Annotated in this window: 25 protein-coding genes; 13 read left to right on the top strand and 12 right to left on the bottom strand. The window is 59.9% G+C overall.

What is annotated here, in order from left to right:
• On the top strand, positions 1-350 hold a 350-nt coding region (locus tag PZ897_RS15190; RefSeq protein WP_275753352.1), incomplete at its 5' end, for a hypothetical protein.
• A gap of 164 nt (positions 351-514) precedes the next feature.
• Here the strand turns inward: PZ897_RS15190 and PZ897_RS15185 are convergent.
• Together PZ897_RS15185 and PZ897_RS15180 are read right to left on the bottom strand one after the other, a co-directional pair.
• Positions 515-739, bottom strand: coding sequence for a DUF6471 domain-containing protein (locus PZ897_RS15185; RefSeq protein ID WP_275753351.1), 225 nt, complete (start codon positions 737-739; stop codon positions 515-517).
• Between the two features lie 118 nt (positions 740-857).
• Positions 858-1,277 (bottom strand): hypothetical protein, encoded by a 420-nt coding sequence (locus PZ897_RS15180; RefSeq protein ID WP_275753350.1) that lies wholly within the window; start codon positions 1,275-1,277, stop codon positions 858-860.
• 418 nt (positions 1,278-1,695) lie between these two features.
• Here PZ897_RS15180 and PZ897_RS15175 point away from each other — a divergent pair, with 418 nt between their 5' ends.
• The gene (locus PZ897_RS15175; protein WP_275753349.1) at positions 1,696-2,604 is read left to right on the top strand and encodes a DMT family transporter; all 909 of its coding nucleotides are present in this window, start codon (positions 1,696-1,698) and stop codon (positions 2,602-2,604) included.
• A 16-nt stretch (positions 2,605-2,620) separates the two neighbouring features.
• On the opposite strand, the gene PZ897_RS15170 is transcribed toward PZ897_RS15175, so the two are convergent.
• Positions 2,621-2,806: a hypothetical protein gene (locus PZ897_RS15170; protein WP_275753348.1), complete on the bottom strand. Its 186-nt coding sequence runs from the start codon at positions 2,804-2,806 to the stop codon at positions 2,621-2,623.
• 209 nt (positions 2,807-3,015) lie between these two features.
• Here PZ897_RS15170 and PZ897_RS15165 point away from each other — a divergent pair, with 209 nt between their 5' ends.
• The 5 genes from PZ897_RS15165 to PZ897_RS15145 all read left to right on the top strand — a co-directional run bounded on the left by PZ897_RS15165 (position 3,016) and on the right by PZ897_RS15145 (position 7,819).
• Entirely contained in the window at positions 3,016-4,245 is a 1,230-nt protein-coding gene (locus PZ897_RS15165; RefSeq protein WP_275753347.1) for a multidrug effflux MFS transporter, read from the top strand.
• A gap of 158 nt (positions 4,246-4,403) precedes the next feature.
• A complete protein-coding gene (locus PZ897_RS15160; protein WP_275753346.1) occupies positions 4,404-5,201 on the top strand; it encodes an ABC transporter substrate-binding protein in 798 nt (265 codons plus the stop codon).
• A gap of 105 nt (positions 5,202-5,306) precedes the next feature.
• Positions 5,307-6,107 (top strand): ABC transporter permease, encoded by an 801-nt coding sequence (locus tag PZ897_RS15155; protein WP_275753345.1) that lies wholly within the window; start codon positions 5,307-5,309, stop codon positions 6,105-6,107.
• The gene (locus tag PZ897_RS15150; protein WP_275753344.1) at positions 6,104-6,934 is read left to right on the top strand and encodes an ABC transporter permease; all 831 of its coding nucleotides are present in this window, start codon (positions 6,104-6,106) and stop codon (positions 6,932-6,934) included. Before PZ897_RS15155 ends, PZ897_RS15150 begins: the two co-directional genes overlap by 4 nt.
• Before the next feature lie 72 nt (positions 6,935-7,006).
• Positions 7,007-7,819: a methyltransferase domain-containing protein gene (locus tag PZ897_RS15145; protein WP_275753343.1), complete on the top strand. Its 813-nt coding sequence runs from the start codon at positions 7,007-7,009 to the stop codon at positions 7,817-7,819.
• A gap of 30 nt (positions 7,820-7,849) precedes the next feature.
• Here PZ897_RS15145 and PZ897_RS15140 read toward each other — a convergent pair whose 3' ends face one another.
• On the bottom strand, positions 7,850-8,680 hold the full coding sequence (locus PZ897_RS15140) for an aldo/keto reductase (protein ID WP_275753342.1): 831 nt from the start codon (positions 8,678-8,680) through the stop codon (positions 7,850-7,852).
• Between the two features lie 180 nt (positions 8,681-8,860).
• On the bottom strand, positions 8,861-11,371 hold the full coding sequence (locus PZ897_RS15135; RefSeq protein ID WP_275753341.1) for a penicillin acylase family protein: 2,511 nt from the start codon (positions 11,369-11,371) through the stop codon (positions 8,861-8,863).
• Positions 11,372-11,465: 94 nt separating this feature from the next.
• Between PZ897_RS15135 and PZ897_RS15130 the strand changes: the two genes are divergently transcribed.
• The gene (locus PZ897_RS15130) at positions 11,466-12,335 is read left to right on the top strand and encodes an NAD(P)-dependent oxidoreductase (protein ID WP_275753340.1); all 870 of its coding nucleotides are present in this window, start codon (positions 11,466-11,468) and stop codon (positions 12,333-12,335) included.
• 219 nt (positions 12,336-12,554) lie between these two features.
• Here the strand turns inward: PZ897_RS15130 and PZ897_RS15125 are convergent, their stop codons facing one another.
• The 5 genes from PZ897_RS15125 to PZ897_RS15105 all read right to left on the bottom strand — a co-directional run bounded on the left by PZ897_RS15125 (position 12,555) and on the right by PZ897_RS15105 (position 15,706).
• Entirely contained in the window at positions 12,555-13,010 is a 456-nt protein-coding gene (locus PZ897_RS15125; RefSeq protein WP_275753339.1) for a DUF302 domain-containing protein, read from the bottom strand.
• Positions 13,011-13,214: 204 nt separating this feature from the next.
• Positions 13,215-13,703 (bottom strand): Lrp/AsnC family transcriptional regulator, encoded by a 489-nt coding sequence (locus PZ897_RS15120; RefSeq protein WP_275753338.1) that lies wholly within the window; start codon positions 13,701-13,703, stop codon positions 13,215-13,217.
• A 94-nt stretch (positions 13,704-13,797) separates the two neighbouring features.
• A complete protein-coding gene (locus PZ897_RS15115) occupies positions 13,798-14,469 on the bottom strand; it encodes a uracil-DNA glycosylase family protein (protein ID WP_275753337.1) in 672 nt (223 codons plus the stop codon).
• Positions 14,466-15,077: a glutathione S-transferase gene (locus PZ897_RS15110; protein ID WP_275753336.1), complete on the bottom strand. Its 612-nt coding sequence runs from the start codon at positions 15,075-15,077 to the stop codon at positions 14,466-14,468. The genes PZ897_RS15115 and PZ897_RS15110 overlap by 4 nt, the downstream gene beginning before the upstream one ends.
• Before the next feature lie 32 nt (positions 15,078-15,109).
• The gene (locus tag PZ897_RS15105; protein ID WP_275753335.1) at positions 15,110-15,706 is read right to left on the bottom strand and encodes a thermonuclease family protein; all 597 of its coding nucleotides are present in this window, start codon (positions 15,704-15,706) and stop codon (positions 15,110-15,112) included.
• A 129-nt stretch (positions 15,707-15,835) separates the two neighbouring features.
• Here PZ897_RS15105 and PZ897_RS15100 point away from each other — a divergent pair, with 129 nt between their 5' ends.
• Complete coding sequence (locus tag PZ897_RS15100; protein WP_275753334.1) at positions 15,836-17,371, top strand: HAMP domain-containing sensor histidine kinase; 1,536 nt, start codon at positions 15,836-15,838, stop codon at positions 17,369-17,371.
• A gap of 28 nt (positions 17,372-17,399) precedes the next feature.
• Here PZ897_RS15100 and cobT read toward each other — a convergent pair whose 3' ends face one another.
• Entirely contained in the window at positions 17,400-18,416 is a 1,017-nt protein-coding gene (gene cobT / locus PZ897_RS15095) for a nicotinate-nucleotide--dimethylbenzimidazole phosphoribosyltransferase (protein WP_275753333.1), read from the bottom strand.
• Between the two features lie 129 nt (positions 18,417-18,545).
• Between cobT and PZ897_RS15090 the strand changes: the two genes are divergently transcribed.
• The 4 genes from PZ897_RS15090 to PZ897_RS15075 all read left to right on the top strand — a co-directional run bounded on the left by PZ897_RS15090 (position 18,546) and on the right by PZ897_RS15075 (position 22,843).
• The gene (locus PZ897_RS15090; protein WP_275753332.1) at positions 18,546-19,328 is read left to right on the top strand and encodes an adenosylcobinamide-GDP ribazoletransferase; all 783 of its coding nucleotides are present in this window, start codon (positions 18,546-18,548) and stop codon (positions 19,326-19,328) included.
• Positions 19,329-19,378: 50 nt separating this feature from the next.
• The gene (locus tag PZ897_RS15085; RefSeq protein ID WP_275753331.1) at positions 19,379-19,615 is read left to right on the top strand and encodes a DUF1289 domain-containing protein; all 237 of its coding nucleotides are present in this window, start codon (positions 19,379-19,381) and stop codon (positions 19,613-19,615) included.
• A complete protein-coding gene (locus PZ897_RS15080) occupies positions 19,612-20,301 on the top strand; it encodes a TIGR02281 family clan AA aspartic protease (protein ID WP_275753330.1) in 690 nt (229 codons plus the stop codon). Before PZ897_RS15085 ends, PZ897_RS15080 begins: the two co-directional genes overlap by 4 nt.
• A 238-nt stretch (positions 20,302-20,539) precedes the next feature.
• The gene (locus PZ897_RS15075) at positions 20,540-22,843 is read left to right on the top strand and encodes a DUF1217 domain-containing protein (protein ID WP_275753329.1); all 2,304 of its coding nucleotides are present in this window, start codon (positions 20,540-20,542) and stop codon (positions 22,841-22,843) included.
• Between the two features lie 124 nt (positions 22,844-22,967).
• On the opposite strand, the gene PZ897_RS15070 is transcribed toward PZ897_RS15075, so the two are convergent.
• On the bottom strand, positions 22,968-24,032 hold the full coding sequence (locus PZ897_RS15070; RefSeq protein ID WP_275753328.1) for an extensin family protein: 1,065 nt from the start codon (positions 24,030-24,032) through the stop codon (positions 22,968-22,970).
• Positions 24,033-24,148: the final 116 nt, after the last annotated feature.

Here is a 24,148-nt window from a genome sequence, read left to right as displayed (position 1 = left end):
TCTGGAGGAAGTTTAGGGTCTCAGGTCAATGTCCCAACCGTTTTCTCTCGGCAACGCATTCGCAAATTGTGCGCCGGCGTTTGCCCGAAATTTCGGATATCGATTGTGGCCTTGAAACCGAATTCGTCAGAGGCTTCGACAACCTTCGCATTTTCAATGCAAACGTAGGCGCGAAGCTGCCGTTTAGCCGTATCTCTAGAAATCCAGTTGGATTTGATCGCAGCTTTCGTGGCCGCTCTGTTTTGGCCAAGAGTGTCGCCGACAAGTATGACGGCATAGAAACTAACTCCCGTCGCGACTACCCCGAATACAGCCATAAGCCATTGAGCAAGGGAATCCTCCGCGTATAGCCAACCGTAAAATGGGCGAACCCAAAAACGGGGGTCGTTTTGATTTTGGTATTGCTCGGAGCATTCTAGATCTGCACCACAATTGTAGCTAGCGCTTTGGCTCTCCTCACTAAACCACGGAAATGCCCAAACAAAAAAGAATAGTGCCAACCCAACGCCGACACCTAGTCCAACCGCAAAGAACGCACCTCTATCGCTTCTAAACATTGCAGGAAGAAAGCCGCCGTGAATTTGCCCCGAGAGAGCTTATTCCGCACGTTCACTTCCTTTTCGTCAACCCCTATTTGTGCCAGCGCTTGGACTAAACACGCATAGGTCACGCCCTTGCGCTTCAATTCCGCCTTTAGGAGGTTGGCGGCTTTCATTTCCCAATCGGTCTTTTCTGCCATGTATCACCCATGCGATAAAAGTAACATATTCGATATATGTATACCCTTGCATGCAGTGCGTCACGCACTACATTCGTTACATAGGTAACGGAAACAGTACATCATGGCCCAGCATTTTCTACGGACGGCATTCCCATTTCCCAAGCCTGCGCCCATTACCAGCCTCACAGATCCCCGGCACCTGCTGGCATATCTTCCGCACCCGATTGATGCGGTCTTTTCCGACTTGCCCCGGTGGCAATGTCAGCCCCTTGCTTTCAAACACAGCCACGGTCAGATCCCGCGTGAGCTTTGGCGCTTGTGCCTTGCGCAGCACGTCCAGAACAGCCCGCATCATCTCTCCCCGCCCGAATGACGGGTTGCGTTTGAAATCGCGCGATACGGCTTCTATGCCGCCCTGATAGCCAAGGACGTTGACACAGAACGCGATCAATCGCGGCAATGTCTGCTTTGATGGCTTCAATATCCCCATCCTCAAACCTGAGAGAGCACAGGCATTTAGACCTGGCTGTAAACAAGCCGTTGATGGTGATTGCATAGCCGCGTGTCCGCTGGCGGGATATGTTGTGTTTGGTGCTTGGCATAGGCTGATGATAGTGGAATCAAGCGGTTAGCACTGGAAAAATGTTGGTGCTTTTGATACATAAGACCGAATTTCTCTGTGCGGTTATCGGCGGCGGGATCGCCGGAATGCCGGCGGCGACGATGCCGCGCTGCTGGAATGAATCACCCCCCGCGACTGATCAATTCCGGTTATGAACCAGCAACCTCGCACGGCTGGGTTGCCACCCTCAACAATGCTAGCATCATGCCTAGTCCGGCGATTCCATGCCGACCGATACATCTATGTTTTGCTCCGCCCGAACAAAACACAGATGTATCCTTCGATTTTTTTGCATTGCCTTCGCGCGCCTCGCCAGAGACCGCGCGAAGGCGGTTGCTGTACAGGATACCTCATGGCCCTTTCTCCCAATATGCGCGGCGCCTTGTTCATGTCGTTGTCGATGGCAGGCTTCACCTTCAATGATTCAATCGTCAAGCTGCTGACGGAAGAGATCAATGTGGCTCAGGTGATGTTCCTGCGGGGCGTGGTCGCGACTTTGTTGATTTTCCTGCTGGCTCGGCACCGGCAGGCACTGCGTCCGCTGCGTGTTCTGGTCAATCCCTGGGTGGCGTTTCGTCTGATCGGCGAGATTGGCGGCACGCTCACCTTCCTGATCGGCCTCACGCACATTCCTCTCGCCAATGCATCCGCAATTCTCCAGGCCCTACCACTGGCGGTGGCAATGGGCGCGGCGCTGTTTCTGGCCGAGCCTGTTGGCTGGAGGCGGTGGGGGGCTATTCTGACCGGTTTTGCCGGAGTGCTCATCATCGTCCGGCCGGGGGTTGAAGGCTTTTCGCCCTACGCGCTGATGATTGTCGGCACGGTCATCTTCGCAACGGTGCGCGATATCGCCACCCGCAAGATCAGTGCGGCAATCCCCTCGCTGTTCCTGTCGACAATCACCGCCGCCGCGGTGGCGCTGGCAGGCCTGGCACTGATCTGGCCGATGGGAGGCTGGCGTCCCGTCAGTGCCTATGATGTCGGTCTTATCAGCCTGGCGGCCTGTCTGGTTCTGGTCGGCTACCAGTTTATCATCATGGCCATGCGCGAAGGCGACATTTCGTTCATTGCCCCCTTTCGCTACACCGGCTTGCTCTGGGCCTTGCTGCTGGGGATGGTGATGTTCGGCGAGTTCCCGGATGCCTACATGATAAGCGGCGGGGCCATCGTGATAGGATCAGGCCTCTACACCCTCTACCGCGAACGCATCAAAAGTGCGGCCAAGCCTGCAAGCCGGGCCGCTGCGCGCCACTCACCGTGATCTGCTGTCTTGCCGGTCATCGAGCAGGCTGTACCTTTGCCGGCGGCGAGAGGCTGGTTTCCGCCGACTCACGCTCCTGTCGTTTGTCGGCGGAGCGCATGTCCGCTTCGTGTTCCAGTTCCAGCAGCAAGCGCACATGCGAACACTCGCCCCAAAAGGCGTTGCAGAACGGACACTGATCAACCTGCGTGTTGCCGGACATTAGGCCCGTCCAGCTTTTTCAATAAGGCTCAATATAAAAACCCCTGAGAATCTACTGAATTGAGGTTTGAATTTTAGTCAAACAAAGTAAATCCTTATCGCATTTCACGCAACCATGCTTTGACCTCCCTTCAACGGAAGCAACAGCTTTACATCAGGACAATCGGATTTCATTTGCTTCGTCGCACGTGACGTCACAGAACACCGGCCATGACCAAGTCAGTTTTTCTCAATCGCACCACACCGCCGCACATTTTCACGCTCGTGGTCATTGCCGGCCTCAGCGCCTTGACGATGAACCTGTTTTTGCCGTCGATGCCCAGCATTGCAACCTATTATCAGGCCGATTACGCCCTGGTGCAGCTGGCAATCTCCGGATATCTGGCTTTCACCGGCCTGCTGCAACTGGTGATCGGCCCGCTGTCGGATCGCTATGGCCGCCGCCCGGTGATGATTGTCAGCCTTGTGATCTTTCTGCTGGCCACGGCGCTGCTGCCGTTTGCGCCATCGATCGAAAGTTTTCTGGTCATCCGCATGGTGCAGGCTTCGGTGGCGTCCGGCATGGTGCTGTCCCGCGCCATCGTCCGTGACATGGTCAGCGCCGATCAGGCTGCCTCGATGATTGGCTATGTGACCATGGGCATGACCCTGGCGCCGATGATCGGTCCGGCACTCGGCGGCATCATGGATGAGTTGTTTGGCTGGCAATCGACATTCGTGCTGCTGTTCCTGTGCGGCGTCGCGGCCTTGATCCTGACACTGGCGGATCTGGGCGAAACCAACACCAACCGCTCCCCCAGCATGCTCAAGCAGTTTGGCGCCTACCCGGAACTGGTTCGCTCGCGCCGGTTCTGGGGCTACACCTTGACCGCGACATTTGCGTCCGGCGCGTTTTTCTCGTTTCTCGGTGGTGGGCCATACGTGGCCACCGCGATGTTGGGGATGAACCCCTCCGAGCTTGGTTTCTACTTTGTCTTCATTGCCTTGGGATACATGACCGGCAACTTCCTGTCGGGCCGGTTTGCCCAGCAGGTGGGCATCAACCGCATGATGGTCAGCGGCTGCATGATCGCCACGCTCGGCATGACGCTGACCTTGACCCTGTTTCTGGGCGGCCTGTGGCATCCCTTGACATTCTTCGGCCCGATATTCTTCGTCGGCCTTGGAAACGGCGTCACCTTGCCAAGCGCCAACGCCGGCATCGTCAGCGTCCGCCCGCACCTGGCCGGATCGGCCTCGGGTCTCGGCGGCGCTATGATGATTGGCGGTGGCGCGGCGCTGTCGGCCATTGCCGGCGCGATCTTGTCGATCGAGACTGGTCCCTATCCGCTGATCATTGTCATGCTGGTATCCGGCGCTCTGGGTGTGCTGGCGTCGCTTTACGTGATCCGGGTCGAACGCAGTCTCGCGCCCGATGCAAGGATCGAGCAGACTCCCTGAAGAACATTACCTGCATTGGTTTTGGGTAACCCGGCATTTCCTGTTGCAATCTCCCTTGAAACAGTGGGAATATTCCCCCCAGCGCGGTGAACAACACCAGCGACCAAGCGGAATGCGGCGATCAACAAGCTGCAATCCAGCCAACAGAGAGGACACCCATGCGTATTTCAAGCCGTATAACCCTGGCAATCTCAGCCGCCGCCCTGGCTCTTTCGATGAGCACCGTTGCCCAGGCTGCCAGCCATGGTGGCATGAAGAAGGTCATCATCGGCACCGAAGGCGCTTATCCGCCGTTCAACAACCTTGAATCCGATGGAAGTCTTGTCGGCTTCGACATCGATATCGCCAACGCGCTGTGCGAAGAGATGAAGGTTGAGTGCGAATTCGTCACCCAGGACTGGGACGGCATCATCCCCGCCCTTCTCGCCGGCAAATTCGACGCCATCATCGCCTCGATGTCGATCACCGAGGAGCGCAAGGAGAAGGTCGACTTCACCAACAAATACTACAACACGCCACCGGCCATCGCCGTGCCCAAGGACAGCCCGATCACCGAAGCGACCGATGCCGGCCTGGCGGGCAAGATGATTGGTGCGCAGTCGTCGACGACCCACTCCAACTACGCCGAAGAGAAGCTTCCCTCGGCCGAGTTGAAGCTGTATCCGACGCCCGATGAGTACAAGCTCGACATTGACGCGGGTCGCGTCGACGCCGTCATTGATGACGTTATCGTGCTGTCCGAGTGGCTCAAGTCGGATACCGGCACCTGCTGCAAGCTGCTGGGTACCCTGACCCCTGATCCGGTGATCAACGGCGAAGGCGCCGGAATTGCCCTTCGCAAGGGCGAAACCGAACTGCAGGAGATGTTCAACACAGCGATCGCCGCAATCCGCGAGAATGGCACCTACAAGACCATCAACGACAAGTATTTTGACGTTGATGTCTTCGGTGACTGATCCGCAGATGAGCCGGTAGAGCCGCGCAACCGGACGGCGGATGAGCAATCGTCCGCCGTTTTGGCACCAAGACCGTAAACAAGACGGCAAGGTACAGGGAACAGCATGGAACCAACAGCAACGCTGGGAGAGCAGCTTTATCTGCTTGTCTCCCTGTTCGACCCGTTTTGCGGGCCGATAGGATTTCTCAACCTGCTGCCGGAAAACTCGCTTCTGTCCTGTGGCGATACCGGCTGGGGCGACGAGGTTGCACGCGGTTTCTTCGTCACCATCACGCTGGCAGCCTGCACCTTGCCGATCGGACTGATTATCGGCCTTTTCCTGGCGCTGGCACAGCAGACCGATATCCGCTCGCTGAGGATCTCGGCCAACATCTACACCACCATCTTTCGCGGCCTGCCCGAACTTCTGACCATTTTCATGATTTATTTCGGGCTGCAGATCGCCGTTCGCGAGGCGGCCCTTGCCCTGGGCTATGACCGCGGCTTTGACATCAATTCCTTTGTTGCCGGCACCGTCGCACTGTCGCTGGTCTTTTCCGCCTATGCCTGCGAGGTGCTGTCCTCGGCGTTCAAGGCGATCCCCAAAGGCCAGTATGAGGCAGGCTATGCGCTGGGTCTGCGTCCGGGCAAGACCATGCGGCTGCTCATCCTGCCGCAACTGGTCCGCATCGCGTTGCCGGGGCTGGGCAATCTGTGGATGATCCTGATCAAGGACACCGCCCTGATCTCGGTGATCGGGCTCGGTGACACGCTGCGTCAGACCGGCATAGCTGCCAAGGTCACCAAGGAAGCCTTCTTCTTCTATGGCATCGCCTGCCTGCTGTTTCTGTCACTTGCCATCCTGTCATCGGTGGCTTTCTCGAGGATCGAAACCCGGGTACGCCGGTCGGGGGTGAACCAGTGAGCATTGCCGATAACCTGCTTCCACCACAACCGGCGCCACCGGCCGCAGCATTCCGCTGGAGCCCGATGCGGGTGCTCGGCGCAACTTTGCTCGGCATCTGGGTGCTGGCGGGCATTGCCCTTGTGCTGTGGCTGATCGACGCCTGGGACATCGACAAGGTCACCACCTATGGCCCGAAGTTTCTCTCAGGCCTGGCCACAACGCTGACATTGGTGGGCATCTCGATCACCCTGGGTGCGCTTCTCTCGGTGCCCATCGCCTTTGGCCGGATGTCGTCCAACCGGTTTCTCGCCGCGCTCGCTTACGGCTATGTCTATTTTTTCCGCGGCACACCACTGATCGCGCAATTGTTCCTGATCTATTACGGTTTCGGCAGCTTCCGCGATCAGATGGAGGCCATGGGCCTGTGGGTGTTCTTCCGCGATGCCTGGAACTGCGCCCTGTTCGCCTTCACGCTCAACACCGCCGCCTATCAGGCCGAAATCCTGCGCGGCGCCATCGAAAGCGTTCCGCGCGGTCAGCACGAGGGCGCCGCAGCCCTGGGGCTCAAGCCGGTGCAGACCTTCCACCGCATCATCCTGCCCCAGGCCATGATCGTGGCGCTCAGGCCGTATGGCAACGAAATCATCCTGATGATCAAGGGATCGGCGATTGTCGCCATCGTCACCGTCTTCGACCTGATGGGCGAAACAAGGCGGGCCTATTCGCGCACCTTCGACTTCCAGACCTATATCTGGGCGGCGGTGCTCTATCTGGTCATAGTCGAGGCGCTGCGCAACATCTGGCAAAAGCTCGAACAGCGGTTGACCCGCCACCTCAAAAGGTAGCTTGAGCATTCGTGCCTTGCCGCACCGGCGCCGTGCTGTAAAAGGGGCGCGAAACCTGATCTGGAGCCTCCTATGGCAAAGACCGATGACGACGCCCTGGCGGAAGCCTACAACCGTGCGCTGACGCTGGAGAAATCCGGAGACTACGACCTTGCCGCCGCGGCCTACGCAGAGGTTCTGGCGCTTGATCCCGACGATCATGGCGGGGCCGCCGTGCGGCTTGCCTCAATGAAGCGCGGCGCCGTGCCCGCCCGGGCGCCCGAGGCCTATGTCACCACCTTGTTTGACCAGCATGCCGAAGTCTTCGACAAGGTGCTGGTCGAGGATCTCGGCTACCATGTGCCGCTGCTGCTGCGGCAGCGGCTGGTGGAGCTTGGCGAGACAAGCTTCGAGCATCTGCTCGATCTGGGCTGCGGCACCGGCCTGACCGGCGGCGCGCTGGAAGACATGGTCGACGATGCCGTTGGTCTGGATCTGGCTGAAAACATGGTCGAGATCGCCCATGAAAAAGGCCTCTACGACACGCTCTACGTCGCCGATGCGGTCGATTACCTCGAGGACAATGACGATGGCCCGTTCGACATAGTCGCGGCCACCGACGTGCTGCCCTATCTGGGCGAACTCGAGCCATTGTTTGCGGCGGTGGAAAAGAACGTTCTGACCGGTGCGCTGTTCTGTTTTTCCAGCGAGACCCTGCCAGACGCCGAGTTCGAAGGCCGCCCCTACACCGTCGGCCGCTTCCAGCGCTTCGCCCATCAGCAAGGCTATGTGCGCCGGGCGCTCCAATCCGCAGGCTTCGATTGCCTTGAAGCCGGCGACATCATCGTCCGCCACGAACAGGGCCGGCCGATTGCCGGGCACCTGTTCATCGCAAGGAAACTGTGATCCGTCGGCGAAACGCTTGGGCGAACCGGCCTACATCAGCTTGAACACCGACGGATCAGGGCCGTTGCGCAGGCCCACATCGAGGCCGGCGATGGCCTTCATCTCGTCACCGGTCAACGTGAAATCGAACACATCGAGATTTTCGGCCTGACGCCGCGGATTGACCGAGCGCGTAATCACCGCATGATCAAGCTGGAGATGCCAGCGCAGGATGACCTGCGCCGGGCTCTTGCCGGTTCGCGCCGCGGCAGCCTTGATCGGCTCGGCGTCGAAAGACTTGCCGCTGCCCAAAGGCGTCCAGGCCTGGACAACGATCCTGTGGGCATCGCAGACCGCGCGGAGCTCCGGCTGCTGCAGTTGCGGATTGATCTCGATCTGGTTGAGCACCGGTGCCTCGCCGGTCTCCTTGATCAACCGCGCGAGGTGATCGGCGTTGAAATTTGACACGCCAATCGAGCGCATCAGCCCTTCGTTGCGCATTTCGATCAAGGCCTCCCAGGTCTCCACATACAGGTCCTGGCTCGGCACCGGCCAGTGGATCAGCACCAGATCGAGCTGATCGACGCCGATGCTCTTCAGGCTGCGATCGACCGAAGCACGGGCCCTGTCGCGCCCATGCGCATCATTCCAGACCTTGGTGGTCACGAACACCTCTTCACGCGCAACATCTGAGCGTTTCAGCCCCTCGCACAGACCGGCCTCGTTGCCGTAGATGAAGGCGCCGTCGATCAGTCGGTAGCCGGTGTTCAACGCGCTTTCAACAGCCGCAGCGGTCTCATCTTGCGGGATCTGCCAGATGCCGAAACCGAGCTGCGGGATCGAGTGTCCGTCATGAAAGTCAATCAAGGGGGTGCTGGTCATCGGGGTCTCGCTTTTCTGACAGAAGGATGTTTGAGCCGGATATCGCATGGCTTTCTGGCTGATTTGGCCACCAGCCAGATCACCCGGTCGGCCCGCATTTGCTGTTGAGCTTATAACCGCACAGGTTCATCGGCTCAACCGCCGGAGGCCGCCTCCGCCGGGATGCCTTGCCCTGCTGGCTCAGCTTCCGGGACTGAGCGCCCACACCCCTTCCGGGTCGCTCACATCGGTTGCCGGGATCTCGATCGAGTTCACATCGGCCCAGAGCGGCGCGAAATCGCTGTAATGCCCCGAAAACAGATTGCCGGACTGACCGGTGGTCTGGATATAGGTCGCCCGGTCGAGATCGGCCATGTCGAAGATACCGCGGTAACTCGCCGCGTTGGTGTTGGCATAGGGGTCGTCATCATCCTGGATCTGGGTGCGGCCGCGATCCAGCGTGAACGGCCCGCCACCGCTTTCGACTTCGACGTTGAAGAATCGGCGAAGCGCCGCGACCTCGCCGAACGGGCTGTGTTTGCCCTTGGCGTAATGGGCCTGGCCCCAGCGCCACTTCGATGCATCCTCGCCATAGCGCGCGGTCAGGTCGCTTATGGCAGCCGCAAACGCCTCCGTGACAATTGCCTCGCAGCTTTCCTCTGCCTCAGTGGCTTTGTCATCGCACCAGTTGCGCGCAGTGGTTCCGTCGAGAAGCCGCTCGACAACCTTGCTGCGAATCTTGAACCAGTCCCTGAACAGCATCCCGAGATCATCCTCGAAGGTCTTGATCATGGTTTGCCGTACCCAGGCAACAAACAGCAGCGGCTCCATCCTGTCGCGCGCCATCCCGGCATCCCAGGCCGAAATCTGCTCCACCAGCGCCAGGTCAGACTGTGACAGCACCGCGCGGTCCAAAGCCTTGAGCATGCGCGGCTTCAGCCGGGCGAAAACCGGCGAGAACACATCCGCCTGCATCTGCCGCGACGTCGCTGCGGAGTGCTTGCCTTCAGCGCTGTCGATCAGCGCTTCAATCCGGTTCTGGCGGTCGGAACTTTCCCAATCGAAGGTCAGATGCACCGGATAGTCCGGCCCGACAATCTTGGTATTTGCGGTGGCGATCAGGCCGCTTTCGGGATTGGTCTGGCGCGGCAAATCCTTGTAGGGCACATAGCCGCGCCAGTCATAAATTGCGTTCCAGCCCGGTGCCGGCGCCCGACCCATCAACCGGTTGGCCGGGTCGCGGAGCGGCACCCGGCCGGCGGCGACGAAGCCGATATTGCCTGTAGTGTCGGCAACCACCATGGATTGCATCGGCGTCAGAAAGGCTTCGAACCCGGCCTGGAAATCGTCCACCGTACGCATGTCGAACAAACGCGTACCGGCCATCGCCGTGGTGTCGTCATGCGCAAGCGCCACCCATTGCAGCGCCGCCACCGTATTGTCCGGCAGCAATTTGTCGAACTTCTTGTAGCCCGCCGGAAACACCGGGCCATGTCGGGTCCAGCGACGGGTGAAGACCGTGTTCTCCCCCCCTCGAACCCTGATGATCTCCTCAGCCTGCCCGAACTGGGTCCAGCCGGTCGGCGTCAGGTATTCGTCCGGGTTGTCCGGATTGATCCGTTCGACAAACACATCCTGTGCATCGGTGGCGGTGTTGGTGAACCCCCAGGCAATGTCGTTGCCGCGACCCAGCAGCACATAGGGCGTGCCCGGCAGGGACGGGCCGATCAGATGCCGCGGCTCGTCAAATTCGTGGGTGACCTCGAGATGCGCCAGATACCAGACCGACGGCGCCGACAGCCCCAGATGCGGATCATTGGCGAGAACCGGCAGACCGGATGCGGTGCGCGCGCCGGAAAGAACCCAGTTGTTGGAAGCGCCGGTTGCCAGCATGCCGTCAATCGCGGCGAACGCGTCCTCCGCGAACACGTCCCCCGCGAACGCGTCCTCCGCGAACACGTCCGAGGCATCCGCCGTGGTCGGGTCTTCACCCAGCGGCGTGGTGTCCAGTCCCAGAAGACGTGTCAGATCCGGCATCGGCGGCGGGATGTCGGCATCGAGATAGGGCAACAAATCCTGGATCTCCGCCTCACTGAGGCCCATGCGGGAAAACCCGAGACGCAGCGCCTCCTCGCCCAGATTCTCCGCCAGCGAAATCGACATCATCTTGATCGCAGTCAGCGTATGCGCGGCGATCCAGGGTTCAGGCTTGACCCCAAGGATCAGATATTCCGGCGGCAGTCGCGCCGAAAACACCTGCGGCGTACGCTCCATCCAGGCGTTGACGCCGCGCGCATAGCCGTCGAGCATGGCCATGGTGTCTGCGTCCATGACCCGCAGCGACGCTTCGGCGGCCTCGTAAATCCCCATCGTCCTGAGCCAGATATCAGACCCGACAGTGGCCTCGCCGAACAATTCCGACAGCCGGCCCTGCCCGGCCATGCGGCTGATTTCCATCTGCCAGAGCCGCTCCTGTGCATGGGCAAAGCCAAGACCCGCCGCCACATCGGCCCGTGTTCTGGCCTTGATATGCGGCACCCCGTTGCGGTCGCGGGTAATCGTCACCTCCCCCGCCAACCCGGCAATCTGCATGGCTCCGTCAACCGGCGCTTGTGACCGGGACACCCACAGCATTCCCGCGCCCGCGGCCATCACCGCCAGCGGGATGAGAAAAAGAATGAGCTTGATAAGCCCTTTGAGGATGCGCATCATTGGTCTATGTCCCTCTCAGGGTCTCGCAGGTTACATTACGTAACTTGCAATCAGGTGAGGCGTAAAGCGTATTTGTGACAGAAGGATAGAGGTCATGGCAACAGTAGCATTCATTGGTCTGGGCGTTATGGGTTATCCCATGGCAGGACACCTCAAGGCCAAGGGCGGTCACGAGTTGCGGGTCTACAACCGCACAGCCGAAAAAGCCCGCAAGTGGGCCGACGAGTTCGGCGGCACCGCCTGCGAGACGCCGGCTGAAGCCGCCAAGGGTGCGGATTTCGTCTTTACCTGCGTCGGCAACGACGATGATCTGCGCGCTGTCACGCTCGCTCCCGGCGGGGCCCTTCATGGCATGAGCAAGGGTGCGATCCTGATCGACAACACCACGGCCTCGGCCGAAGTGGCGCGGCAACTGGCCGAAGCCTGTATCGACATGGGCTGCGGCTTTCTCGATGCCCCGGTGTCAGGCGGCCAGGCTGGCGCTGAAAACGGCGCCCTCACGGTCATGGTCGGCGGCGAGGAAGCGACTTTTGCAACAGCCCGTCCGGTGATCGACGCCTACGCCCGCATGGTCGGGCTGATGGGACCGGTCGGCAGCGGCCAATTGACCAAGATGATCAACCAGATCTGCATCGCGGGCCTGGTTCAGGGCCTCGCCGAAGGCATCCATTTCGGCAAGAAGGCAGGCCTCGACATTGAGAAAGTCATCGACGTGATTTCCAAGGGCGCGGCCGGGTCGTGGCAGATGGAAAACCGCTACAAGACCATGGATGCCGGCAAATATGATCATGGCTTTGCGGTCGACTGGATGCGCAAGGATCTCGATATCGTGCTCAATGAAGCCAAGCGCAACGGCGCCACATTGCCGGTGACGGCGCTGGTCGACCAGTTCTACGCTGACGTGCAGACCATGGGTGGCAAGCGCTGGGATACCTCGTCGCTGCTGGCGCGCCTGGAAAAATAACATCGCGCCCCGCCGGCCGCCCCAAAACACCGATTGCACCGTGCCGGATATCCCGGCACGGCTTGGAGCGAATGAGGTCGGCCGGCAACCTCGCCGGTATGGCCCGTGTCGCCATCCAGACCGGCTGCGCCTATGGGGTCGGCAAGGATGACGTCCGGGACCTGACGGACGGCAAATCCCGCGAGCATCTGGCATCAAGACAGCGCCCGACCCGGAACCCTACATCCCCTCGGCCGCGTCGGTGATGATGTCGGAGAGCAGCGCATTGACCGCATCACGCTGGCCACCCTCGGGCAGCAGTCTGAAACCGACGGCGACACGTCCCGGCGTTTCCGCCGCTTCATAGGCAAAGACCACATAGGGGCAATACGCGATGTCACCGATCTCGGCTTCCATCACCTTGCGCGACAGCACAGCCGAGCAGAAGGTGAAGAATTCGGCATCGGTGTACAGCGCCTTTTCGGCATCGACATCATCCGCCGTTCGCTTCAGCATGTCGCCAATAAAACCGTGGTAATCGACCTTGTAGCCACGGTTTAGAATGGCGTTTTCAATGCCGGATGCGACATCGGCAAAGGCCGCATCGCTTTCAATGATTTTCACATCCTCGCCCGCAGCCTGGGCACCAGCGGCGAGGCAAAGAAGAAGAGGTATCGCAGCAAGAAGCGCTCTCATGTCAAAACTCCGATCTTCGCCTGTTTCTCAACATATCGAAATTTTACCATACACCGAAAACGGTGCCGGACTGAGAGAATTCGGCGCAACGCATCGCCCCCTGGCAAGCATTTTGCCGCGATCGCGCCCGTCAGCCGCACCAACGCGCGATGTGGTTGCCGAGCGCGACCCCGGTTCTTACCCCGTCACGGTGCGCCCCGATTGTCAGTTGGCCTCGGCTTTTTCCTTGGCCATCTGCATGTAATCCAGTGGCAACTGGGTGGTGTACTTGATCTGCTCCATGGCAAATGATGACGAGACATCACGGATCTCTATTCTGGCAATCAGCCGTTTGTAGAACGCATCATAGGCGGCGATATCAGGCACCACGACGCGCAACAGATAGTCGACATCGCCGCTCATCCGGTAGAATTCCACCACCTCGGCAAATTCGGTGATCACCTCCGAGAACCGCTTCAGCCATTCGTTGGAATGGGAATTGGTGCGGATCGACACGAAGACAGTGACCTTGGCGTTGATCGCCACAGGGTCGAGCAGCGCCACGCGGCGCCGGATGACACCGTCCTCCTCGAGCTTCTGGATACGCCGCCAGCACGGGGTCGTCGACAAGCCGACCTTCTTGGCGACTTCAGCCACTGCGAGGGTGGCGTCTTCTTGCAACAGGCGCAGAATTTTGCGGTCGAGGCGATCCATTGAAATCTCCAGAAAGAAATATTCTCTCCTACTATCCCGCGGGCAGACTCAACACAAAGTAATATTTTTCACAATTTCACAGTTTGACAGAATCTCATTCCGATGAGGCGTCGACAAGCGATGCGACGCGGCGTTTCAGTTCGGGCAGCAACTCGGCCTCGAACCACGGATTCTTGCGAATCCATCCGCTGTTGCGCCAGGACGGATGCGGCAGCGGCAATACGGGAATCGTCTGGTCCTTGGCGTCAAGGATGGAGCGCCAGTTTCTCACCGTCTCCGTCAGGGACTTCTGTTTCAGCGACCCCAGATGCCAGGCCTGCGCATACTGGCCGATCACCAGGATCAGCTTGAGTTGCGGCATCTGGGCCATGACGCGGCCGCGCCACGCCGGTGCACACTCCTTGCGCGGCGGCAGATCGCCCCCCTTGGCGTCAAGCCCGGGGAAACAGAAGCCCATCGGCACGATGGCAAAATGTGCCGGATCGTAGAATTTGGTTTCATCGACGCCGAGCCAATCCCTCAGCCTGTCGCCGGAAGGGTCCGTGAACGGCATGCCGCTGGCATGCACGCGCGTGCCTGGCGCCTGACCCGCGATCAGGATTGACGCGCTGGAGGAAGCCACACAGACCGGACGCGGCTCATGCGGCAGGGCTTTGGCCGGCCCGCCCGCCGGCGTGTCGCGGCAGATCCGGCAGGCCGAGATTTCGGCAAGCAACGCTTCAAGCGCCACCTCGCTTGCCTCTTTCCGGGCTTCCGGCTCGGTCACAGCGCGGCACTCGGTCTGGACGAAACCGTCTGATACCAGCGCATCACATTGGTTAAATGGTCAGGCCGCTCGATTCGCGCCGGCTTCATGAAATCGAAGGCGATCATGCCGGTGATGTCGGCAATGGTGTAGCGCGCCCCGGCGATGAATTCGCGCTCTGCCAGTTCGGCATCCAGAAGCTCAAGGAAAGCCAGCGCCTTGGGACGGTTGATCTCACCCCATTCGGCAACCTGCGGCACTTCCCATTCCTTCATCGCCGGATGGGTGTGGCGGAAGGCGGCGGCAACGGCGGCGAGAAAGTTGAGCTCCATCCGCCGGTTCCACATCTCGACGATTGCCCGGTCGCGCGCATCCGTGCCCATCAGCGGCGGTTCCGGGTGCAGCTCTTCGAAATACCGGCATATAGCTACCGATTCCGTAATCACGGTTGCATCGTCAAGCACCAGCACCGGCAATCTTTGCAGCGGATTGAGCCGGGTCACCTCGTCGGACTTGTGGCCCAGTTGCCCCATGTCCACCGGTACCTTTTCGACGTCGATACCCTTCTCGGCCAGAAAGACTGTGACCCGGCGCGGATTGGGCGCGCGCCCGCCATCATAGAGTTTCATGCGATTTCCCTCTTTGAGTTTGATCAGGCTGATCAGACACCAAACAGCCGCCGCAGAAAAGCTGTCAGCATCGTCAAGCCGGCATGCAATTCCTCCTGCACGCCACCGTGGATGGCACGCCACTGCTTCGGCGGATCGAACTCACCGGCCCAGAGACCCGCACCCTGCTGCCGCGCTTGCGCCTCGTCAAGATTGTAATCGCCAAACGCAACCGCATGACCCGACCGCACCATCGCGGCATTGAGATCAACCTCGTTGGCAATGCAGCGCACCAGATCACGCCCATACCGGTCCCTCCCTTCGCTGCGGCACGCCACATCATGCCGGCCGATCAGCCCCCTGAGATGGGACGCCGCCTCCGTCCCGCATCCATAGTCAAAACCCTGTTTGCGGCAACGCTGCCTGAGCTCCGGCGCATCAATTCCCTTGAGCCGCAACCGCCTGTCTCCAAGCACCAGGCTGTCGCCATCCACAACCCTCACCTGGCCGCTGAGATCCGCACCGGCGAAGCGTTCGATACGGGCAACAAGAAGGGCAGCACCGGTGATGACGAGAGCCGCGAAACAGACATCAAGCAGCTTGCGTCGCCCTGAGCGACCACCGCGAACCGGCCGTGTCAAAAACTTCATCGTCAAAGATTGAACTCACCTGTTGGCCGGTTGCAAGGCGTTTCAAGCCGGGAGACGCCAAATTGCAAACCGGTTCTTAAGCATTGAGGGCTAGATTTCACACAGGAACCGAAAACATTGAAAGCACACGTGTCGACACCGCTCACCATGACCGACAAACATATTGTCGATCGTTCGCGCCCCCACAAGAACGCGGCGGTGATGAAAACCGTGCGCGCAACCCGCGAACAATTGCAGTACGGCCGTCAGAAGTCACCCGCTTTCGACAACGAGATGCTGCGGCTGCATATCAACGCTGTCCTGCAGGGGGCCGCGGCTCCGCCGATTCTTGTTCTGCTGACCGCGATCGGCGGCGTGTGGTTTGACGAAGCCTTGTGGCTGCTGGCCTGGGCGCTGATGGCGCTGGTCATCTATGCCGGCCTGATTCTGATCGCCCGGCGGGCATCACGCGAATCCTTCGATGAGGAGGCGACCATCCGCTGGCGCAAGCGATTCCTGGTCGTGTGCGCCATCATTGGCCTGGTCTGGGCCGCTTTCGCCTATCAGGAGTGCACCACCTGTCAGGGCGACACTTTCAATTTCTACAAATCGGCCGCCTTGCTGATTGCGCTTGCGGCAACGGCGATGACGACGTTCACCCTGCGGTTTGCGCTGTATCTGGTTGCTGCACCGATTATCGCGGCGCTGGCGCTGCGCGCCGGGATCGGCCGCGAGCTTGCTGATTTCTCGGTGCTGGCGATGATATCGGCGGCAGCTCTGTTCTTCATTTTCATGTCGCAACGGCTCTACACGACCAATCTGAAAATGCTCAGCTTCCAGACTGAAAAAGACGATCTTATTGCCGAGCTTGAAGTCGCCAATTCAATGTCGGACGAAGCCCGCCGCCGCGCCGAGGAATCGAACCTCGCCAAGTCACGTTTTCTAGCCTCCATGAGCCATGAGCTCAGAACCCCGCTCAATGCCATACTCGGCTTTTCCGAAGTCATGGCCGGCGAAGTGCTGGGCCCGATCGACAACAACAGCTACAAGGAATATGTCGGCGACATCCACACGTCAGGTCAGCACCTTCTCAACCTCATCAACGAAATCCTCGACCTGTCGCGCATCGAGGCGGGCCGCTATGAGCTCAACGAGAACTCCCTGGCGCTGGCTGACATCGCCGAGGATTGCATTGCGCTGGTCCAGCTCAAGGCGCGCAGCAAGAACATTCACATCATCAAAGCTTTCGAAAAAGACCTTCCGATGGTCTGGGCTGACGAAAAATCGATGCGCCAGGTGTTGCTCAATCTCTTGTCCAATGCCGTCAAGTTCACCCCCTCGGGCGGCGAGATCCGCGTCAAGATCGGCTGGACCGCCGGCGGCGGGCAATACCTCGCCATCAAGGACAATGGACCCGGCATCGCCGAGGAGGAGATTTCGGTCGTGCTGTCCGCCTTCGGCCAGGGCTCGGTGGCGATCAAGAGCGCCGAACAGGGCACCGGGCTGGGGCTGCCGATTGTCCAGGCTATCCTTGCCAAACACGGTGGCGAGTTCGTGTTCAAGTCGAGACTGCGCGAAGGCACCGAGGGCATCGCCATCCTGCCGCGTCAGCGCGTTCTCGAAAGCATGGCGCCGGTCGCGGGCCTGCCAAGTGCGACTCAGAAGAAGAAGCGCGTCTTCAGCTGAGCTTCAGCAACGGTGCAGCTGACGACGCTCAGTCCTTGCCGGTGACCCCGGCCTGGGCAAAAGTGGCCATTCCGGAATGACACAGCGCCGCTGACTTGACGATGCCCGCCGCCAGCGCAGCCCCCGTTCCCTCGCCCAACCGCATGCCGAGCGCCAGCAGCGGCGTCTTGCCGAGCTTCTCGATTGCCGTCATGTGGCCCGGTTCGGCCGAGACATGGCCGATCAGGCAATGGTCCAGTGCGCTGGAATCAGCCGCGTGCAGCACCGCCGCAGCCGCGGTCGCCACATAGCCGTCGATGATCACCGGGATACGCTCCATCCGTGCAGCCAGAATTGCCCCGGCCATGGCGGCGAGTTCGCGCCCGCCGAGGCGCCGCAGCAGCTCCAGCGGATCGCCCAGATGCGGTTTGTGCAAAGCCACCGCGGCTTCAACCGCAGCCACCTTGCGCCTGAGCACCTCGCCTTCTGCGCCGGTGCCGGGCCCGACCCAGTCGGCGGCCGCGCCGCCATAGAGGCCATGAAAGATCGCCGCCGCGATGGTGGTGTTGCCGATTCCCATTTCCCCGATGCACAAAAGGTCGGTGCCGCCGGCAACCGCTTCCATGCCGAATGCCATGGTTGCCGCGCAGGTTCGCTCATCCATCGCCGCCTCGACCGAAATGTCCCCGGTCGGCACTTCCAGGGCCAGATCAAAGATTTTCAGACCCAGATCATTGGCCACACAGATCTGATTGATCGCCGCCCCGCCAGCCGCAAAATTCTCCACCATCTGCGCGGTCACCGAGGCCGGAAAGGGCGAGACCCCTTGCGCGGTGACGCCATGGTTGCCGGCAAAGATGGCCACCAACGGACGTGTCACCTGGGGGCTCTTGCCTGTCCATGCGGCAAGCCAGTAGGCGATTTCTTCGAGCCGCCCGAGCGAGCCGGACGGCTTGGTCAGTTCCGAATCGCGCGCCCGAGCTTCAGCCAGCGCTGCCGTGTCCGGCCCCGGCAAATTGCGCAGGAGTTCGCGAAAATCATCAAAAGGCATACCGCTGGCACTCATTATTTTCTCCTGAACGTCTCTGGCGCATGACGCGCAACCAAACCCCGTGTAATTGTCTTGGCGCTCGAGGACAACAACGTTGACGACATCCAGCGTCTCGACCCGAACATCAGCGCGGCAGGAAGACTTATGCAGATCAAAGACTATCTCGACGACATTGCCCGCTCGACCGGGTTTCTGAGCCGGCTGCCGATGCCGGCTTCGCGCTTTGCCGGCCATGACGGAACGCTCTCGCGCGCCGCGGGCATGTTTCCTGTCGCCGGGCTGGTCATTGCCCTGGGCCCCTGTCTGCTGGTGGTGCTGTTGTCGGGCCTGAACGCCAACGCCGCGCTGACGATCCTGATTGCGATGTGTGCGATGACCGGTGTGACCGGCGCCCTGCATGAAGACGGGCTGGCCGATTCCGCTGATGCGCTCGGCGCACGCGGCGGACGGGAGCACATGCTCGAGATCATGAAGGACAGCCGCATCGGAACCTATGGCGTGCTGGCTCTCGTCGCCGGTTTCGCGCTGCGCGGTGTGGCGCTCACCATCCTTCTTTCCGTGTCGGGCGGATGGAATACGGCTCTGCTGATGCTGGCTGTCGCCGCCGCCTCCCGCACCGCCATGGTCTGGCACTGGAGCCAGCTTCCCGCCGCGCGCCAGGGTGGCGTTGCAGCTTCTGCCGGTGCACCCGATGACAGCGCGCTCACACACGCCCTGCTGTGCGGGGGCATCCTCTTCGCTCTGTTCGTGACCCTTGCTTCAGGCCCGGCAGCCGCCTTGCTCGGCCTGGCTGTCATTGCCGTGGCCGCCCGGCAATGGACCAATCTGGTGCGCTCCAGACTGCATGGGCATACCGGCGACACCCTGGGCGCAACCCAGCAAATCACCGAAACCCTCTGCCTGACCGCTCTTGCCCTTTTGGCCTGAAACCCCGATATGAAGACGGTAGCGTAGTTTCAAACCGAGCGAAATCACCGATGAGCATTGAATCACCCTGCATCCTGGTATGTTCGATGGATCTGAAAACCGGATATTGTTTCGGGTGCGGGCGAACGCGCGACGAAATTGCCGGCTGGATAGACTACGCACCGGAAACCCGCCGCGAGGTGATGGCCGACCTGCCGTCCCGGCTCGAGACCGTCGAACGCAGGCCGCGGCGTGAAACCAGGCGGCAGCGCATGGCGCGCGAGAAACAGGACACCGGAACCGGATGATCTTCATTCTTGCGCTGATCGTTGCAACGCTTGCTGTGCTGATTTTCAACCATGAGACCGGAATGAGTTTCGGGCTCCCCAATGATGATTTTGCCTCCATAGCCTATCTGGGACTGCTTGCCGCGGTCATAGGCGCCACTGTGGTCGGCGCCCATCGCAATATGGGCGAGATGATCAGAAATCTCCTGACCTGGGCCGCGATCATACTGGGTCTGGCGACGGGATGGCTGTATCAGGATCAGGCGCGGGACATGGTGTTGCGGGTTGCCGGTGGCCTGGCTCCAGGACGTCCCGTCACCGTGACCGATGAAAATGGTCAGGCAGTCCTGATCCGGAAATCGCTCAACGGACATTTCGAAGCGGCCGGCACGGTCAATGGCGAAGCCGTAAGCTTCCTCATTGATACGGGCGCAACCACGATTGCGCTGTCCCACGAGGACGCGCTCCGCATCGGCTTCACCGATAAAGACCTCAGCTATTCGCTGGTCATCAACACCGCCAACGGCCAGGGACGGGCTGCAGCGGTCCGGCTCGATACGGTCATCATCGGTTCGGTTGTCCGCAAGGGATTGCGCGCGCTGGTGGTCGAACCCCGGCAGCTCGAACAAAGCCTGTTGGGCATGAACTTCATGTCCTCGCTCACTGCGTTCGAGATGCGACGCGACGAGGTGGTCCTGCGCGACTGAGCCCCTGGCCTGCGGCCAGCCCTCCTTGCCCTCCACCATCCATTGATCCGGACCGACAGCTCAAGGCCATCGACCTTGCCTGAACGACAAGCCCCGCGCCCCGCGCCCCGCGCCCCGCGCCCGCGGGCGGGGTAAGGAAAGCCTCGGGCAAGCAACCGTGGGCAAGCTGCGCCGGACTCACCTGCAAAAGGTGCGATCCGGTCGGCTTGTCGACTGGTTGTTGAGCACAGGTCACATCATGATTTCGAGTTATCAATCCTTTACATTCTACGCACGCGACATGTCTCAGTCGTTGCAGCGGAAAGCCTCCGACCCGATCATTGCGCGCGATGCCAAATATTACCGCGACACCATCGGTTCAATCAAAACCATCGATGAATTCCTCAACAACGACCGGATCTACACCTATGCAATGAAGGCCTACGGGCTGGAAGAAATGACCTATGCGAAGGCGTTCATCCGCAAGATACTGGAAAGCGATCTGGCCGACTCCAACAGTTTTGCCAACCGTCTTGAAGACAACAGATACAAGGCTCTCGCCGCAGCCTATGATTTTGGCAAGACTGTTGCCACCAAAGTGGTCCAGACCAGCAGCCAGATTGAAAACCTGATCGGGACCTACGATCAGACCATCGCCAGCAATGACACTTTTCTCCAGCAGGAGACCGATTATTTCGTCGCGCTGACGAAAACCTTTACCAATGTCGATGATCTGTTCGCAAACACCCGCACCCGCGACTATGTCTTCAAGGCGTTCAACATCGACCCCAAAACATTCGACTATCAGACAATTAGGAATGTAATCACCAGCGACATCAGCGATCCGGCCAGCTACGTCAACACCGAATTCTTCCCCAAGCTTCTCGAGTGGGACACGATCTTGCTCGACCTGTACGATCAGCGGATCGAGCCCGGAAAAACGCCTGCGGAAAAAGAGAAAATCGACTATCTGATAACGCAGTATTCCAAGCGGATCGACACGGTCAACACCTATTTCGAGCTTGCCGCATCCTTCAACTTCAAGGCCGATGGCAGTCTTGATCCAGCCGTCAGCGTCCAATCCGACGCCCAGCAAAAACTGGTGACGGAACGGTATGTGTTCACGCAGCCGCGCCTGACCCAAACCGGGGCGCTGCTCAACAAGAGCTATTACGAGGAAAAAATTGCCTCCGTCACGTCAATCACCGAGCTGCTGAACGACGGCAGGCTCAGCAAGATGGTGCTGCAGGCCTTCGGAATCTCTCTCAACACCAGCAAGGCGGATGTCGAGTGGGCCTTGAAACAGGACCCGAGCGATCCGGCCAGTCCGATCCATGCCAAGGGAAAGGCATTTGTGGCCTTGGCCAGCGCCTTCAATTTTGAAGCCGACGGCAGTCTCACCCCGAGCAAAACAGCGCAGGATGAAACGCAAAAATATGACCTGCTGTCGAATTACATCGTCAGGTATGACGATGCCGATGAAGAAGCCGATGCCGAGGCCACCACGAAATACAAACGCTATATCGGTCTGACTGCGAATCTGGATGATTTCCTGTCCAGAACAGCGGCTGCCGGCCTCGTGCGCGAATACGCACTCAAGGCACACAACATTTCACCCGATGAGGTCTCGCTGTTCAAGCTCAAGCAGATCCTGACCAGTGACCCCTACGATCCGAAAAGCTATCTCAACAGCCTGAAGGATGAGCGCTTTGTCAAACTGGCCAAATCCTTCAATTTCGCCGCCGACGGGAGCATTGGATCGCCTCGTTTCGCCCAGTCGGAAAACGAGATCACCCGGATCGCGAAAGCCTATTATGCCGAGATGACACGGAATGATTCCAGCCAATCAGCCAAGGACAAGGCTGAAGCCGAGATTTCCTATTATCGCTCGAAAATGCAAACCCTGGAAACGGTGGACGAACTCGTCGCCGACGAGCGCATTTCAAGCCTGCTGCTGACCGCCGAAGGCTTCAAGTCGAAAGAAGTCAATTCGGAGACTCTGCGCAAGATCCTGATCTCGGACCTTGCCGATCCAACCAGTTATGCCAATACGCTCAACGATATCCGGTTTCAGAAAATCACCGGCTCCTTCAACTTCACCAAGGAGGGGTTCATCGATTCAAGCGTCGAGACAGGTGTCCAGACCCAGCGTGGGATCATCGAAACCAGCAACCTCTTTCTTACGCAAATGCTTGAACAGGAGGCTGGCGAGGACAATGTCGGCGCCCGTCTTGCCCTCTATTTCCAGCGCATGGCGCCTACCCTGCGAAGCGTCTATGAAATTCTGGCCGATACCGCCCTTGCCGATTTCGTTCGAACCTCTCTGTCAATTCCTGCTGAAACCGCTGGCGCCGATATCGATGTACAGAAGAAGCTGCTCGAGCGGTATCTCGATATCAATGATCTCCAGGACCCGGAGAAGGTCGACATCATGGTCCGCCGGTTTCTCGCCCTCTACGATATCGAGAACGGCACCCCCGACCCTCTGACGTCGCTTTTCAGCGGCAACAATTCGATAAGCTTCGAGACCGTGGCGGCGTTGTCGCAACTGCGCAACAGCTAAGGCTTCTCGCGCGCACCTGGCTTCAAGTGAGCGGCACCGGAGATGCTGGCATTCAAGGTCTTAGACCGTGGGGACACCGGCTGCAAAAACACCCCGCAACCGGCCTGAACTCACGATCGCCACCTCAGTCGCAGTGGCGGTAGCCGCGCTTGCGGGTTCTCAGATCAAAGTGGAAATGATCCTTGTGGTGGACATCGCTGCCCGGACCCAGCACCGTGGTGAAATACTTGCAGCTGTCGCTTCGAACCGTCTTGAGCAGGCTTTTCTCACGGAATGAGAAGAAACCCGGCTTTCGCACCGAAATCGATTGTCCGCTGTTGAGCGTGATTTTTCCCACATCAATGGCATTGCCGCTCGCATGTTCCGACATCGGCGCGCCGCGTTTCGAGTTCATCGTCCGGCAGGAGTACGACGACAATTGCCGGATCGAGCTCACGCCGGACAGGTAGCGGAGCCGGGCGGCTGGCGCCAGTTCGTTCTTCACCCATTGCGCGAAGGCATCGGTAATCTGGCAATTGAGCTTTGCTGCCGGCAGGATCTTGATCCCGCCGGACAACTGCGTCACCTCGATCGGATAAGGGATATGGCAGCCCTTGCCGCTGTTGATTGCCGGAAGATCCCGGTAGCTGACGCCAAGCCGTTTGAGACGGCTGCGGCAGGCTTTCTCGGCCGCCGGCATCCCGCCTGCCCATTGCGGCGTGCTGAGCGGATTGCTGATCCGCGGCATCAAGCCTGCCAGCCGGACCGGAGACTTCGAAACCGGAGCTTGAGAGACTTGCGCGTTGTCGTCCGGGGTGGCGGCCAGTCGCGGCGTGTCGGTGCCTATTCCCATCACCACCGGCTGGTCGACACGGCCTTCGGGCAAGGCCGACGTCATCTGGTTCATGTCGACCCCAGCCGACACCGGATAGGCCAGCACATTCTGCATCGGCGCATCCGGACCGGTGGGGATCAGCGCCGTGTCCTGCGCCATGTCCGGTCCACTGAACATGCTGCTTGCGACCGGGGCTGCCGACATCATCGGCGCGACGGGTTCACTGCGGATGATCGGCGGCGCCTGCTCCATTCCAAGCAGGTCTCCGGGAGGCGCCATATCGCCTGAACATCCGCCCGCCACAAGCACGACCGCCAGGGCCAGCCCCAGGGGCCGTCGTCCGGAGAGATGCAATCCGGCTACACAATACAACATGGATCGCTCCAGTTCGACGCAATACTGGCCCTATTTATTCATAGAAATGTGAAGGAAGCCTGAGGATGGGCGTTAATGCCTGGGGCAATATTGTGGCGCAAAGCGCCCGAGAGACG

Origin of the sequence: Hoeflea sp. YIM 152468 (genome assembly GCF_029210485.1) — a bacterium.
Taxonomy (GTDB): domain Bacteria; phylum Pseudomonadota; class Alphaproteobacteria; order Rhizobiales; family Rhizobiaceae; genus Hoeflea.
Note: the sequence above shows the minus strand (reverse complement) of the source record. Positions and strands in the feature narration are given on the sequence as shown.